Annotated in this window: 9 protein-coding genes, 1 tRNA gene and 1 pseudogene; 5 read left to right on the top strand and 6 right to left on the bottom strand. The window is 36.2% G+C overall.

Going from position 1 to position 15,813, the window contains the following annotated elements; translation table 11 throughout:
• Positions 1–625: 625 nt before the first annotated feature.
• Positions 626–1,033: a large conductance mechanosensitive channel protein MscL gene (mscL, locus tag ACFIQC_RS06360; protein ID WP_026500234.1), complete on the top strand. Its 408-nt coding sequence runs from the start codon at positions 626–628 to the stop codon at positions 1,031–1,033.
• Positions 1,034–1,051: 18 nt separating this feature from the next.
• On the opposite strand, the gene ACFIQC_RS06355 is transcribed toward mscL, so the two are convergent.
• The gene (locus tag ACFIQC_RS06355; protein WP_375629605.1) at positions 1,052–2,758 is read right to left on the bottom strand and encodes an ATP-binding protein; all 1,707 of its coding nucleotides are present in this window, start codon (positions 2,756–2,758) and stop codon (positions 1,052–1,054) included.
• A 1,154-nt stretch (positions 2,759–3,912) separates the two neighbouring features.
• Entirely contained in the window at positions 3,913–6,486 is a 2,574-nt protein-coding gene (locus ACFIQC_RS06350) for a DNA translocase FtsK (protein WP_375646186.1), read from the bottom strand.
• A 460-nt stretch (positions 6,487–6,946) separates the two neighbouring features.
• On the opposite strand from ACFIQC_RS06350, the gene ACFIQC_RS06345 reads away from it, so the two are divergent.
• The 3 genes from ACFIQC_RS06345 to rpoH all read left to right on the top strand — a co-directional run bounded on the left by ACFIQC_RS06345 (position 6,947) and on the right by rpoH (position 10,444).
• The gene (locus tag ACFIQC_RS06345) at positions 6,947–8,377 is read left to right on the top strand and encodes an aldehyde dehydrogenase family protein (RefSeq protein ID WP_375646194.1); all 1,431 of its coding nucleotides are present in this window, start codon (positions 6,947–6,949) and stop codon (positions 8,375–8,377) included.
• Positions 8,378–8,406: 29 nt separating this feature from the next.
• Positions 8,407–9,411, top strand: coding sequence for an RluA family pseudouridine synthase (locus ACFIQC_RS06340; protein ID WP_375706895.1), 1,005 nt, complete (start codon positions 8,407–8,409; stop codon positions 9,409–9,411).
• Between the two features lie 148 nt (positions 9,412–9,559).
• Positions 9,560–10,444, top strand: a complete 885-nt coding sequence (gene rpoH / locus ACFIQC_RS06335) for an RNA polymerase sigma factor RpoH (RefSeq protein ID WP_375621122.1) — start codon at positions 9,560–9,562, stop codon at positions 10,442–10,444.
• A 203-nt stretch (positions 10,445–10,647) separates the two neighbouring features.
• On the opposite strand, the gene ACFIQC_RS06330 is transcribed toward rpoH, so the two are convergent.
• The 3 genes from ACFIQC_RS06330 to ACFIQC_RS06320 all read right to left on the bottom strand — a co-directional run bounded on the left by ACFIQC_RS06330 (position 10,648) and on the right by ACFIQC_RS06320 (position 15,142).
• Positions 10,648–12,069, bottom strand: coding sequence for a hypothetical protein (locus tag ACFIQC_RS06330; protein WP_375621123.1), 1,422 nt, complete (start codon positions 12,067–12,069; stop codon positions 10,648–10,650).
• A gap of 236 nt (positions 12,070–12,305) precedes the next feature.
• Positions 12,306–13,595 (bottom strand): adenylosuccinate synthase, encoded by a 1,290-nt coding sequence (locus tag ACFIQC_RS06325; RefSeq protein WP_375706894.1) that lies wholly within the window; start codon positions 13,593–13,595, stop codon positions 12,306–12,308.
• A 383-nt stretch (positions 13,596–13,978) separates the two neighbouring features.
• The gene (locus ACFIQC_RS06320; RefSeq protein WP_375612053.1) at positions 13,979–15,142 is read right to left on the bottom strand and encodes a phosphoserine transaminase; all 1,164 of its coding nucleotides are present in this window, start codon (positions 15,140–15,142) and stop codon (positions 13,979–13,981) included.
• A 400-nt stretch (positions 15,143–15,542) separates the two neighbouring features.
• On the opposite strand from ACFIQC_RS06320, the gene ACFIQC_RS06315 reads away from it, so the two are divergent.
• Positions 15,543–15,618: transfer RNA gene (locus ACFIQC_RS06315), tRNA-Phe, on the top strand.
• A gap of 99 nt (positions 15,619–15,717) precedes the next feature.
• Here ACFIQC_RS06315 and ACFIQC_RS06310 read toward each other — a convergent pair.
• Positions 15,718–15,813: pseudogene (locus ACFIQC_RS06310) on the bottom strand (DNA-binding protein); the annotation flags it as partial.

Here is a 15,813-nt window from a genome sequence, read left to right as displayed (position 1 = left end):
TTTATAAACTGATACAATCTTCCAGCAGATGAAATGTGTTTCTTCCATCCGAATTATCGCCATTTTAGCTCATGTAACCCAATACAAATAGCTTTTAGATAAGCCATAATGCCCTCCTAATTGCTATTATCGCTTACTAAATTAAGAGGAATTAAATTATAAGTTTTACTCCTGCCTCATCTATCTATTTCTTCTATCAGTGCTGAAATATATTTTTTATTCCTAAATTCTCTTTTTATGACAAAATGTTATGCTAATATATGCACTTCATTTGAAAAGCTTTCTGATAGCTCAACTTTCAACACTACTCATTTTGTAGTATTGTGTAAAAATCTCTCTTTTTAATGTTATCATAAAGATCTTGAGGAAATTATATAAATTAAGCTACAGTTTTCTACTTTCTGTTGAAAAAGCAGATATAGTTTTTATCAAAAAAGCTTTTTTCTAGGAAATATTCTATGTACATTCAAATAGAGCCCTAAAGCTCTTTATTAAACCTTATAAAGTTCTTTGAAAATAATATTAATATCGTAATATAATCCTAAAAATAAAATCTGCCCTTTCCTTTTTCATCAAAAGCGGTAAGTAAATTACCGTATATCGCTTATATAAAGGGGAAAACGCAATGCTTAAAGAATTCAAAGAATTTGCCCTAAAAGGTAATATGATTGATCTTGCTATCGGTGTGATTATAGGGGGTGCTTTTGGTAGCTTGGTCAACTCAATTGTCAATGATATTTTTATGCCAATCATTGGGCTGATTACAGGTGGGATTGATTTTTCTAATATGTTTATTCAACTTGCTGGCGAAAAACAAGCAACATTGAGTGCCGCCAAAGCAGCTGGAGCAACCATTAGCTATGGACACTTTATTACTTTACTTATCAATTTTCTCATTATTGCTTGGGTTCTTTTTTTATTCGTTAAGGCTATGAATAAAATTCGTAGAAAAGAAGAAGAAAGCCCCAAAAAAACGTCTTCAGAAGAACAACTTTTAACAGAAATTAGAGATCTTTTGGCTAAGAAAAAATAATTTTATGCAAGATTTACATCATGGAACACGAGGAAAAAACATTTCCACAGTTGTTCCATGATTGGGTTTTGAGAACAGTAAAAATTGTCCCCCTCTTTCTTCCACCATTGCTTTACACATTGGGAGGCCTAAACCTGTTCCCATAAAAGCGCTATCACCAGATCGTCCATCTTTGCGCTCTACTTGACCATAAGGTTGCAGTGCCTGTATAATCTCTTCTTCGTTCATCCCTATACCATTATCACTCACTGAAATTTTTACACGTTCTTTTCTATAAGAAACGTGAACAATAATCTGTCCACCCAAAGGTGTAAAACGAATAGCATTGGAAAGAAGATTCCATATAATCTGGCGAAACACTTGTTGTGATACAGGAATAAATGGAACGTGAGGTGGAGCAACAATACGCATGATAATGCCATTCTGATTGGCTTGAGTTTCAAGAAAAGCTATCGTCGCACGTAAACAAGATATTACATCAAATGTTTCAGAAATAAGGGAAGAATCAATCTGGTTATCGGAACCAGAATAATTTATCTTGGAGCACTCTAGTAATTGATTAATAAGCAATAATATATGTTTTCCAGAGGAAATAATATCGCGTAAATATCCATGATAGCGCTCATTTTCTATCGAACCAAAACGGCCTTCTCTCATAATTTCTGCAAAACCAATAAGAGCATTCAAAGGTGTTCGTATTTCATGAACAACTCCAACGATTTTATCCTCTTCTGCTTTTTTTTCTCCTGATGGAACTGTTTGTGTCCTATCACGCAACATAACAGCATAATTGCCTTGCTTTGCCAAAAATACAATCGTTATCAAAACGGTTATATTTTTATGATTTTTTGTCATTAAATCAGCGGTTTCACTGCGATTTAAAACCTGATTTTTTCCCTCCATACGGATTGATTTAAAATACTTTTCAACCAAAAGTCGGCTTTGCAAAGTAAATAATGAAGAGAATGGTTGTCCTCGTAGTTCATTTATTTCATAACCCATTAATGCTAAGGCTGCCCTACTCGCTGATTGAACAAAGCCCTCTTCATCCAACCATAAAACACCATTTGTTGCTGTATCCAACAATGATAAAACTGCAGCGGGCTCTTTTACGAGAGCTTGTTCTATAGCATTTACCGGCAATGTTTGTGCATATGGTAACTGAATAGCTGTTTCTTCAACTAAATTTTCTTCTTTTACCGATGAATTCAATTCATCACGCAATTGCTCTGCAATTTCACGAAAAGCTGAGCGTTCTATCTCCGTAAGACATGGCATTTCTGTTTCTAGCTTTTCATTTCTTTTTTCTTGGACTTTTTTTTGTATTTTTAAAACACCAAAGCCACGAAACCCCTTAAGCTGCTTTTTAACATCAAAAATTGGCAAAGCTGACAATTCAACATCAAGCCATTGTAAGCAACCATCAACAGGCCATTGAACAATCTCTTTACTCCAAGGCATAGCCGCTTCAATAAAACGACTGAGAACCAGATATCGATCATCATTAAATTGATGAGCAAGCTCATGAAAACTACACCCTAAAATAGAAGAAGAGAGAGGACCAACAACTTCAGCTAGCTCTTTTGAGACTTCACAAAACAAACCATTGTGATCGATTTCCCACGTAAAAGGCCGTGGCAAAAGCTCTGGTGTAAAACGAAAAGCTTCTTGCTGACATTTTAATTCATTTGTATTTAACTTTAACTCATCTGCTTTTAATGGCATAACTAAAACTAAAAAGTGTTGAATTTACTCTCAAATGAATAATGCTAATTTGTTTACAATTATCTATTCTGGTTAAAATAACTTGATATCTCATATCAATTGTCTGTAGCAAAATTTTGACTGTTTCATCAACAAAACAAGAATAAAAAGAAGCTTCCAGCTCTTGTTGCTTATTCACCCATTATTGTAATAAATCTTGTTACAATAATGGTAACATCTCCCTCGCATAAATAGTACTCAAAAAGAATACACTTATTTTACGCATTCATGCGCCTGTTTTGAAAAGATATCTCTCAAGATCCGCAAGCTTATTTTACGACAGTATCCGTAAATGGTGTAATGTAAAGGTCCCTATAGAGGATATCAAGGCATTGTGCACTACCATTTTTATGCTTATAAAAGAGCTTGTTAGCACCATCATTATACTAATTTCAGCCCCTAATGTTACCAATAGTTCTCGGCATTTGAAGGCGTTCATAAGAAGCCTTTTTATTTTTTAACTTTTTTACTCGTACATTATTATGATACGCAAGAAAATGTTTTTAATTGTTTCAACAGAAACAGATTTGAAATGAGAAAATCTTACAATGTTTGAGACTTTTATTCACTGTGAATAATGATAAATTACTATAAATCAATATACTGCATTATAAAAATCTCTTTTTCAAATAAAGCTTCTCGTAAGAACATCTTTCTTGAGCCAATAATATCAAATGATAATAAATTCAGCGTGACGCTTTAAAGTATCCTATGCAACAGAACTTGCATATTGGGCATTTTTCTTATGATGCTCTCAATAATCTCCCAAAGATCTTTCTTGCATTAGAATCGCTACAAAAGAAAAAACAAAAAATATGCCACCGCACTATTTTATTAAAAAATTTCTCTGTAAAAAAGAGAACACAAATCATCTGTCCTCATATAAAGATTTGTTTAATTTCTTTATATTCCAGATCATTTAGAAATGTTAAAAATATCTCATAATCTCCTTTGATATCAGCTTGTTTACCTTATCAGAAGTCTTAATACAAAAGATCGCTTTTTCTTTATTACTCTCCATTTAAATTTTTAATATTATATAAAAAATAAAACAAGCACATTTAAATAATGACTGTCAGATATTTAAAAAATTGCATATTTTTAAATGTGTTTGTTTATTTTCCTTCATTGAGTAGAATTTCACGTTTTCCAACATGATTAGCGGCTCCAACAATGCCTTTTTCTTCCATCCGCTCGACGAGAGAAGCTGCTTTATTATAGCCGATTGAAAGTCGGCGCTGAATATAAGATGTTGAACATTTTTTATCACGCATAACAATTTTTACAGCTTGGTTATAAAGTTCCTCACCCTCTTCATCAAAATTTTCTTCCTCAGAATTTCCAGCAGCTGAATCAGCAGAAGTATCCTCTTTGTTATCGTCTTCATTATCTGTTACCGTTGCTAAATAATCAGGTTTACCTTGCATTTTTAGATGTGCAACGATGGATTCAACTTCTTCATCAGAAACAAAAGGTCCATGAACGCGCACAATGCGTCCACCACCAGCCATATGAAGCATATCCCCCTGACCTAAAAGCGTTTCAGCACCTTGTTCACCCAAGATCGTACGACTATCAATTTTTGATGTTACTTGAAAAGAAATGCGGGTAGGAAAGTTCGCTTTAATTGTACCTGTGATAACATCAACAGAAGGACGTTGCGTTGCCATAATAAGATGAATACCTGCCGCACGCGCCATTTGCGCTAAGCGCTGAATGGCATTCTCTATCTCTTTCCCTGCCACCATCATAAGATCAGCCATCTCATCAACAATCACAACAATATAAGGAAGCTGCGTGAGATCCATGGCTTCTTCATGATAAAGCATTTCCCCTGTTTCCTTATCAAAACCCGACTGAACAGTACACATGATCGTTTCGCCTTTTTGAGCGGCAAGTGCAACGCGTGCATTAAAACCATCAATATTACGCACACCCAACTTAGCCATTTTGCGATAACGCTCTTCCATTTCACGAACCGCCCATTTTAAAGCTGTTACTGCTTTTTTGGGATCTGTGACAACGGGTGTTAAAAGATGTGGAATGCCATCATAAACAGAGAGCTCTAACATTTTAGGATCAACCATGATCAAACGACACTGCTTTGGTGTCATACGATAAAGAATCGACAAAATCATTGTATTAATTGCAACAGACTTGCCTGATCCTGTTGTTCCTGCAACCAATAAATGAGGCATTTTTGCTAATTCTGCAATGACCGGTTCACCATTAATCCCCTTCCCCAAAGCAAGAGCAAGTTTAAATTCACTTTCACGAAAAGAACGTGTTTGGATTAATTCCCGTAAATAAACGGTTTCACGAACCGCATTGGGTAACTCAATCCCGATAACATTCCGTCCAGGAATTACAGCAACGCGTGTAGAAATAGCAGACATAGAACGCGCAATATCATCAGAAAGATTAATAACGCGTGATGATTTTACACCCGCAGCGGGTTCAAATTCATACATTGTTACCACTGGCCCTGGATGAACATGGATAACTTCACCCTTAATGCCAAAATCTTCCAAAACACTTTCTAAAAGTCCAGCACCACGTTCTAATGTTTCTTGAGGAATCATCGTACCTTCATGAAAAACAGGTTCCTGTAATAAGTTGATCGGAGGAAATTCATAAACATCACAGTCAATAGATTGAATATTTTGCATAAAAGCAGAATCATAATTACCTAATGGCATACGAGTAGATTGCAATGTTTTAGTTTTACTGTTTGCTTGCATCACAGAAAAATCTTTTGAATTCTTTTTGACGGCTTTGTTTATACAATCAACAGTATTATTGGCGACAATATTATTGGTATTTTCAGTCTCTATACTAGCCCCTGCATCACTTAACGCCCCTGTATTACTTAACGTATGAGCAGAATCTTCAACAGAAAGCTTAGAATGACACTCTTTAGTAGTATCATTATTTGTATGCATTAAATCAGAAATTTTCTCAACACCTCGCATCCTTTCCGCTGGAGATTCTGATGTAATTGAATCATAGAGTTGTGGAAAGCGGTATTCAAGAACACGGTAAAGAGCAGTTATTGACTCATCAAAGGCTGTGGGAATATCCGGTGTAATTTCATTTGTCGTGTCAATTGATGTTCCATCCTCTTTTGATATTTGAGTCTCCACATGTTCAAATATCAAAGATTCACACTCAAAAAATGCATCATCAGAAAGATGCAACGCAGGTTTTATTTTTTGTAGCACATTTTCCACTTGTAATTTATGTTCTTGTTTATCCTCCTCAAGTGGAATATTTGCTGACGGCATACGAGTAGTTTGACGTGACAACTGCTTCAAAACCGTTGAATGACAAACTGATGTTTTATTCTCTATTGATTGAGGATTAATGACTTTTTTTGTCGAAAGAATATTTGTTGTTTTCTTGTTACAACGTACAATATCTGTATCTGTAATTTTTTTTTGATCTTGCTTCGTAAAAATTTTAAACTGTTTTGCAAAAACTGGATCTGTTTCTATACGACGACGCAAAATCTCAACTTCTGGGGTTCTCGTGAAACGGACGTTTTTTCCGAGAGCAAATGCCTTTTTCCACACTTCCGGATAAGGAAATATCTCAGTAATCTTAACAGATAAATCTTCTCTTGATGCACCTTTTGTACCATCATCAGAAAAAGAAGACGTAGAAATAGATTTTGTTTTCGAATTATGCATGGCACCCAACAAATTTATAGCAATGAGAAAAATAACCTTTTCAAAAAGAATTCGTAGAAACTATCATACGAAGGTTAATAACCTTTTGCTGATGGTTACTTTTTAATGAAAAAAATAATGCCATAATGCATATTCATAATCTGCCTTTTGCATATTTACGATATAAATTGCCCAGTTTATGGTGTCATAGAGCTCGTATTTCATTTGTTTTGAAGAAAACTTCATGATAAAAAAGCTTCAAGAAAATTGTCTATGCCTCTCTTTCTCTCCCTTTTCATAAAAGAAACTAGTCTCAATAATACAATAAGCATTGCTCTATTGAATTCTCCATGCTCAATTATCACGATATAATCTAATTTCTCACGTTTTTATAAGATTATCCTTGTTATCCTCGTTTAAAAAGGCTTAGACTAAGACAATCATAATTACATAAATATAAATAGAAAAAAGGGAGTGAATTATGTTTGATAAACGGAAATTTTATATCAATGGTCTATGGGATGAGCCAAGCACTCCTCACGATTTTGACGTCATTAATCCATCAACAGAGGAGGCTTGTGCTGTCATTAGCCTTGGAAGTACAAAAGATGCTGATAAAGCAATTAATGCGGCTAAAGAAGCCTTTCAAAAATGGAAAACAACATCACCAAATGAGCGTCTTGGATTTGTTGAAAAAATTCTAGAGATCTACGAAAAACGTTCCAAAGACATGGCAAAAACCATTTCAATGGAAATGGGAGCACCGATTGATATGGCGCTTAATGCGCAAACTGCAACAGGAAGTTCCCATATTCGCAATTTTATCGAAGCTTATAAAGAGTTTTCGTTCCAAGAAACTTTAATAAAGGGAAATGAGCAAGCAATCCTTCACTACGATCCTATCGGCGTCGTAGGATTAATTACGCCATGGAATTGGCCCATGAATCAAGTAACTCTTAAAGTTATTCCTGCTCTCTTGGCTGGCTGTACCATGGTGTTAAAGCCCTCTGAAATTGCGCCTCTTTCTGCTATGCTTTTTGCTGAATTTTTAGATGAAGCCGCACTTCCAGCCGGTGTTTTTAATTTAATCAATGGTGATGGTGCGACTGTCGGCTCTTACCTCTCTGCACATCCAGATTTAGAAATGATCAGCTTTACTGGTTCAACTAGAGCAGGAAAAGATATTTCTAAAAATGCCAGCGCTACTTTAAAAAGAGTCTGTCTGGAACTTGGGGGAAAAGGAGCGAATATTATCTTTGCTGATGCCGACTCAGATGCTGTTCAACGTGGTGCACGACATTGCTTTTATAATAGTGGACAAAGTTGTAATGCACCGACTCGTATGCTTGTGGAACAGAGCATCTATGACAAAGCCGTGAAAATAGCCAAAGATATTGCAGAAACAACAAAAGTAGGACCAAACTGCCAAGAAGGAAATCATATTGGGCCCGTTGTTTCAAAAAAACAATATGATAAAATTCAAGATCTTATCCAATCGGGAATTGATGAAGGTGCAACTCTTGTTGCAGGCGGGACTGGTTTACCAAAAGGAATGGAACGCGGTTATTATGTCCGTCCAACAGTCTTTGCTGATGTAAAACCTCATATGCGTATTTTTAAAGAAGAAATCTTTGGTCCAGTTCTCTCGATTCTTTCTTTTAGTACAGAAGAAGAAGCCGTCGCTTTAGCGAATGAGACTGAGTATGGTCTTACAAACTATATTCAATCGCAAGATCGCAACAAATGTCGTCGTATTGCGGAACAAGTACGCTCTGGTATGGTAGAAGTTAATGGACATGGATTACCCAGTGGAAGCTACTTTGGTGGTGTAAAATTTTCTGGGCGCGCTCGTGAAGGAGGACATTGGGGAATTAAAGAATTTCTCGATAGTAAAGCAATTTCGTACTGGTAAAATCTTATTAAAAACTTAATAGGAATCGTATGGTAATACAGAAAATAACGGATGAAGGTGCTCTTGGGCAACGTCTTGATCAGTGGCTCGCAAAACAATATCATGATGTGCTCTCACGTTCGCGTTTGCAAACTCTCATCCGTGAAGGCTGTCTTAAAATTGATGGTCAATTCATAAAGGAACCAAAAACAAAATTAAAACCTAACCAAATAATTGAATTGGAAATGCCGGACCTTCGTGATGCAGAACCTAGCGCTGAAGCCATTGCATTGGACATTCTTTTTGAAGATGATCATATCATTGTTATTAACAAACCAGCTGGTCTTGTTGTTCATCCTGGGAATGGAAATTGGACCGGTACATTGGTTAATGCCCTTATTTACCACTGTGGGAATAGTTTATCTGGTATAGGTGGTGTTAAACGCCCTGGTATTGTCCATCGTCTTGATAAAAATACAAGCGGTGTTATGGTTGTTGCAAAAAACGATCTAGCTCATAAAAGTCTCAGTGCTCAATTTTCTGATCATGGACGTACCTGCGCATTAGATCGACGCTACCATGCCTTGATTTGGGGAACACCTCAGCGCAATGTCTGGACAATTGATGCATCACTTGGCCGTTCGCCCCATAACCGGACAAAGCAAGCTGTCATCCATAACCAAAACCCTTATGCTCGTCATGCTGTTACACATGTTTCTCTGCTTGAAAAATATGGCTCTCATGCAGACTCAACATCTTTTGCTAGCCTTCTGGAATGTCGCTTGGAAACTGGACGCACCCATCAAATCCGTGTTCATATGACTCATATAGGGCATCCACTCATAGGCGATACAGTTTATGGAAACGCTTTTAAAACAAAATCAAACATATTCAACCCCACTATTAGAAATACAATCGATCAATTCAACCGACATGCACTCCATGCTGCAAGTCTTACTTTTGAACATCCTTCTACCGGTAAAGTTATGTCGTTTTCCGCACCACTGCCTCAAGATATGGCTAAACTTATTGAGCTTTTTAAAAAAATGAATTGAAACTTTTCCCCTTCTCAAGATTTCACAATAAAATATCTTTTTTTGAACAAAATTGAAAAATATGCTAGAGTGAAGTTATGAGGATAGTTAGCTATCTAAAACATAGAATTTGCCTTATCAGGGAATTCAAACAAAAGGAGGGTGCTATATGGCCCATATGAATTTATTATCAGTAATGACAGGTGATGGTGGTTTAAACCGTTACTTGGAAGAAGTGCGTCGTTTTCCAATGCTTGAGCCAAAAGAAGAATATATGTTAGCTCAGCGTTACCGTGAGCATAATGATCTAAAAGCTGCGCATAAGCTAGTAACCAGCCATTTGCGTCTCGTAGCTAAAATCGCGATGGGATATCGGGGCTACGGACTTCCCATTGGGGAAGTCATTTCAGAAGGCAATGTTGGACTCATGCAAGCTGTTAAACGTTTCGAACCAGAGCGGGGTTTTCGTCTTGCAACCTATGCAATATGGTGGATTAAAGCGTCAATCCAAGAATATGTATTGCGCTCTTGGAGTTTGGTGAAAATGGGGACAACAGCTAATCAAAAGCGCTTGTTTTTCAACCTTCGTAAGTTAAAAAGTAAACTTCAAGCACTTGATAGTGGCGATCTCAATGCAGAACAAGTGAAAGAAATTGCAACCCAGTTGAATGTCACAGAAGATGAAGTTGTATCAATGAATCGTAGGCTTGGTGGTGACACTTCACTCAACGCACCAATTCGAACAAAAGAAGGGGAAAACAGTGAGTTGCAAGATTGGTTGGTGGATGAATCTAACGATCAAGAACAAATTTTAATTGAAAAAAGTGAATTAGAAAATCGCCGTTCCATGCTCATAAATGCCATGGACAATCTCAATGAACGCGAAAAGCGTATATTTAAAGCGCGTCGTTTAAACGATGTACCACTAACCCTAGAAGAACTCTCTGGTGAATTTAATATTAGTCGAGAACGAGTAAGACAAATTGAAATGCGTGCATTTGAAAAAGTGCAAAACTCTATCAAAGATTCTACTTTATCTCAAAGTCAAGTATAAAACCTAGAGTTAAGTATAAAGCCAATGGTTTGCACATTCTTTAAATGTGAAAATGAAAAAAAGCATGCCTTGGCTTTATACTTGTAAATTAGCCTATCGAATTCTTTAAGTTATTGATATGTAAAGCTTTATTGAATATATTTGGTATATAATTGATAAAGACGGTCGTAGAAAATTCTTCACAGCCGTTTATTTTTTTGCATCTATGTTTTATTTTTTTGACCAAGAACTGTTAACTTATCTTGTTGTGCAAGCCATTGTCCAATAACTTCATTAAAAATAGACTTACCTGTTGGTCCTTTTGCAAAGGTTAATTCACTTATACGCCCGTTTTTATCCGTTAACACCAAACGCATCCAATCTAATTCTCGCATCAATTGTAAATTTCGATCAAGAAATGGATGATTTCCACTCAATGCGACAAGAAAAAAGTCATCGTTAATCTTTGCAGCAATGGTTCTTGTTAAAGCCTGTCCAATGGATTGTTCACTTGCTTTAAAGGTTAATGCTTGAACATTGCTTATAGCTTTACCTGAAAATTTATCAGAAAGAATAAAAACAAGGTCCATAATATATGCAGCAGGAAATGACTGATCGGTATTACGACGTAAAATTAACCGTAATGATACCCCTTCATCAGGAATTGTTATATCACCTTGTATAGTTGTTTCTTCTGGAGCCCCCTTCACTTGAGACTCTTTTATAAGCGTCCAGCGAGCACTTCCCGTTGCTATCTTTTCTGCATCATAATTTGTACGTGCTTGATAGAAAACAGCTTCACCTGATTTTTCAAGCGATTGCAAATTGCTATCAACAACTGTTGAGAGTACTTCTTCATCCGAAGAATCTATCGCTTGTTTTAAACCAACATCAATTTCACTTCCATCCTCTAATAAGCGTTGTGTTAACTTTCTCTTAATTGGAAATGCCTTTGGTACTCTGTGAGAAGCTTGAAGATTTTCTTCTAAAAACTGATGATCATTTGATACAAATACACGCTCACCAACAAAAAAAATACCAACAAGTAAAACAACAAAACTAACAACAGAAACAGCACTTATCACAATACGCCTTTGCACTAACGATTTATTAGCACGACGTAAAGCCTGAGAAAAAATGTGCGAAACAATATGCGGATTATCTTCCTGCGAAGGAGAAATCTTTAACACACTGCTATTAACATGCTGAGAAGGCACATCAGTCTCCATATTAACAGGTTCTGCATCTGGTATATCTGATACACAAAGCTCAACAAATACCTTGTTATCCTTTGAACGTGTAACAAAATCTTGCTTTCTTTTTATGTTTACCTCTGACAATTCATTATTTTTTGGTAATATAGTTTTTTTTGTATATTTCTTATCTTCATTTATATTTGTGGGATTCCACCCAATAACTGAAGAAAGCCGTTTCTTTTCAACTGCTAAATATTCTCCTTCAACAGTTGCAATAGAACTTTGAAGAATCTTTCTTTGTTCATCCGCTATTGCTTGTGGTATTTTTGCTGTTACAAATTGATGTTCTAGTGTTTCGGTAGCCCGCTTATAAATCCGCTTACGCACTTGTGGTGTAATATTATTTTGTGCATTAATTGTCTTTTTTAAGATTCCAACGAAATCTACCATTTCCTCTATAATCTCTCTTAAACTGAGAAAAAATCAATAGTAAAGCCAAAAAACTTTATTTTAGCCTTCTAAATTGGTTGCCATTTAATATTGGTACAACTATTGCAATAATGTAAAATGAATATGAAAAATAAACAATGCTATTTTGCACCTTTCTTTTACGTGCTCTTAAAAACTTTTTTGTAAAAAGATACAAAAACGAACAGAGAGCATATATAGAAATCTAAAAACAATAATCAATTAACAAAGGGATCCGTAATAAGAATAGTATCTTCACGCTCTGGACTTGTGGATAATAAAGCCACTTTTGTATTAATCAGTTCTTCAATATAGCGTATATATTTAATAGCCTGCACTGGTAAATCTTCCCACCTCAATGCATGTGCTGTTTCTTCCTTCCAACCTTCTAATGTTGCATAAATAGGCTTCACCCGATCCTGAGCTCCCATGGAAGAAGGTAAATAATCAATCCTTTTACCATCAAGCTCATAACCAATACAAATTTTTATTTCATCCAAACCATCTAAAACATCAAGTTTTGTCAATGCTATACCTTGAACACCGCAAATTGTTACCATCTGACGTACTAAGACAGCATCAAACCAACCACATCGACGCTTTCGACCCGTTACAACACCAAATTCATGTCCACGCACTCCTAGAAATTCACCAATATCATTTATCTGCTCTGTCGGGAACGGCCCTTCTCCAACGCGTGTAGTATAAGCTTTTGCAATACCCAAAACATAATGAATTGCATCAGGTCCCATCCCCGAACCTGTACATGCTTGCCCAGAAACTGTATTAGATGACGTTACATAAGGATAAGTTCCAAAATCATTATCTAATAAAGCACCTTGCGCACCTTCAAAAAGAATGTGTTTCCCTCCTCGATAACCTTCATCTAAAAGACGCCACGTACAATCCATAAAGGGCAAAATTTTATCCGCAACTTGCATCAATTCATCATAAAGTGCTCGAGAATCAATCTCTGAAACACCCATCCCTCGACGCAAAGCATTATGATGCCTCAAAAGCCGCTCAATCTTAGCCATAAGTGTATCTTTTTCTGCTAAATCCATCACTCGGATAGCACGACGTCCCACCTTATCTTCATAAGCCGGTCCAATACCGCGCTTTGTTGTACCAATCTTTAAACCAGATAAACCGCTTTCTCGAATTGCATCAAGATCACGATGCAAAGAAAGAATCAAAGGAGCATTTTCAGCAATACGCAAAATTTCTGGTGTGATTTTTACACCCTGATTACATAGTTTTTTTACTTCTGCAACAAAATGATGAGGGTCAACAACAACACCATTACCAATAATTGATAACTTGCCACGCACTAAACCAGACGGTAAAAGTGATAATTTATAACTGTCTCCATCAACAACCAATGTATGGCCAGCATTATGCCCCCCCTGATATCTCACCACGATATCTGCTCGCTCAGACAACCAATCTACAATTTTACCTTTGCCTTCATCACCCCATTGTGTACCGACAACAACTACATTGGCCATAACTTTCTCCGTCGTGTTTGGTCAAAAAAACCAGCATTCAAAAACAAACTCTTCTTTATAACGAAACCTTAGAGCAAGTGCGACTCCTCATTTCAGATTTTTCTCAATCTTCAAGTGATTAAATTTTCAAATTTATGATAATAAAGATAAGCAAATACCCAAATATTTTAAATCTGTCATTTTCGCTACAAAAAGTAAAAACATTAGAGATTTTAATTTGTGCGTATCTAACACCTGACAAAGCATTCATTCCCCGTCTTAATCTTTTACAATTCATGTAATATTTAGAGGCTGTTTGTCTGATACAAGAATACGAAAGATCATCATAATCTCTCGTATCCTTTTTTGTTTAAAAACACGTTTTGAAAATCACCAGTAATTATTTAAAGCTGTGCTTTTTCAACTTGGAACGCCCACTCAAGCCACTGTGTTAAAATTTCAAGATCGGAAGCCTCAATTGTTATACCCGCCCAAATTCGAAGCCCAGGAGGAGCATCGCGATACGAACCGATATCATAAGCAACCCCTTCCTCATCAAGACGCTTCACAACCGCTTTTATAAAAGATACTCGCCTTTCCGTATCCAAAGCAGTAATCACTGGATCCACAATATCTAAACAAATAGCGGTGTTAGAACGCACTTCAGGATCTTTTGCCAAATATTCTAACCATGGCGTTTTGCGAACAAAAGCATCAAGTACAGAAAAATTTTTCTCAACCCGTGCTCTTAATGCCGCTGCACCTCCTAGAGATTTTGCCCACTTCAACCCATCAAGGAAATCCTCAACACAAAGCATAGAAGGTGTATTGATGATCTTTCCTTTAAAAATATCTTCGTTCAATTTTCCATTTTTTGTCATATAGAAAAGTTGGGGCATAGGCCAAGCTGGAACATGATTCTCAAGCCTCTCAACAGCACGAGGACTTAAAATCACCATACCATGTGCAGCCTCGCCTCCCAAAACTTTCTGCCATGAAAAAGTAACAACATCTAATTTTGAAAAATCAAGATATTGCGCAAAAGCTGCCGATGTTGCATCACAAATGGTCAATCCAGCCCGCTTATGCGGAATGAAATCTGCATTAGGAATACGCACACCAGAAGTTGTCCCATTCCATGTAAAAACAACATCCCGATCAAAGTCAAGTTGTGTTAAATCTGGTATTTCACCATAAGGAGCTTCAAAACGACGCACATCAGAAAGCTTTAATTGCTCGACAACATCTTTATTCCACCCAAACCCAAAACTTTCCCACGCTGCCATATCAATGCCACGCTCACCTAATAGAGACCATAGAGCAGCCTCAACAGCACCGGTATCTGATCCTGGCATAATTCCTATACGATGATCAGAAGGAACCTCAAGAATCTCACGGGTTAAATTAACAACTTCAGCAAGTTTTAATTCTGCTTCTCTAGATCTATGTGAACGCCCAACTAATGCATTTTTAAGAACATCAAGAGTCCAACCAGGCCGTTTGCTACAAGGACCTGAAGAAAAATTAGTATTATTGGGACGATTACTTGGTTTTTGTAACATTATCATTATTTCTCCCCTTTTAGATGTTTCTCTTTCTTTATAAAGAAAAACAAATTATTATAAAGACTAATCAATAATCTTTTTAGAAAAAAGTCAAAAATGTTGTCTATTATTTCGTATGCTTAAAATTTAGGGAAACTTTATAAAAAAATCTTTCTTAATCATTCTTCTCGATTGATTCTTTTAATTTTTTTCGTATTACCACCACGATAAGACAGCATTCTAATAACAATACACTAAAGTGTCCAATATACCTATCAAATTTATTTTATGATAAAGATTCATTGATAACGCTCTAGAATAGGGAGATAAACTTATTAAAAAATCAATTATTTTTCTTTTGATGACTGGACAGAGAAAATTTTAATGTTATAACCGCAAACGCTTTATATTTTTTATGAAGCATGCCCAGATAGCTCAGTTGGTAGAGCAGCGGACTGAAAATCCGCGTGTCCGTGGTTCGAATCCGCGTCTGGGCACCACTTTTTGTGTTTAACATATTGAAATATATAGATTTTTTCTTTAAATAGCCATTTTCAGACCACCTTTTAGACCACCTTCTACAGTTTATATAATTTTACCTAATTTGTTCTTATTTGCTCCTTATTTTTCTTTGGAGTGAAGGCTAAGATCTCTTTTTTTCTCCATCTCACTGCTCTCCCTAGCTTATATGGCTC

It is taken from the genome of Bartonella sp. AA126HLJHH (assembly GCF_042197425.1).
Lineage (GTDB): Bacteria > Pseudomonadota > Alphaproteobacteria > Rhizobiales > Rhizobiaceae > Bartonella.
This window is presented reverse-complemented; position numbering and strand designations above follow the sequence as displayed.

What these genes read in the sequence shown, in the direction of transcription:
- ACFIQC_RS06355 (WP_375629605.1), bottom strand. Translation starts at nt 2,758, where the DNA reads ATGCCATTAAAAGCAGATGAGTTAAAGTTAAATACAAATGAATTAAAA.
- ACFIQC_RS06320 (WP_375612053.1), bottom strand. Translation starts at nt 15,142, where the DNA reads ATGATAATGTTACAAAAACCAAGTAATCGTCCCAATAATACTAATTTT.
- ACFIQC_RS06325 (WP_375706894.1), bottom strand. Translation starts at nt 13,595, where the DNA reads ATGGCCAATGTAGTTGTTGTCGGTACACAATGGGGTGATGAAGGCAAA.
- ACFIQC_RS06345 (WP_375646194.1), top strand. Translation starts at nt 6,947, where the DNA reads ATGTTTGATAAACGGAAATTTTATATCAATGGTCTATGGGATGAGCCA.
- ACFIQC_RS06330 (WP_375621123.1), bottom strand. Translation starts at nt 12,069, where the DNA reads ATGGTAGATTTCGTTGGAATCTTAAAAAAGACAATTAATGCACAAAAT.
- rpoH (WP_375621122.1), top strand. Translation starts at nt 9,560, where the DNA reads ATGGCCCATATGAATTTATTATCAGTAATGACAGGTGATGGTGGTTTA.
- mscL (WP_026500234.1), top strand. Translation starts at nt 626, where the DNA reads ATGCTTAAAGAATTCAAAGAATTTGCCCTAAAAGGTAATATGATTGAT.
- ACFIQC_RS06340 (WP_375706895.1), top strand. Translation starts at nt 8,407, where the DNA reads ATGGTAATACAGAAAATAACGGATGAAGGTGCTCTTGGGCAACGTCTT.
- ACFIQC_RS06350 (WP_375646186.1), bottom strand. Translation starts at nt 6,486, where the DNA reads ATGCATAATTCGAAAACAAAATCTATTTCTACGTCTTCTTTTTCTGAT.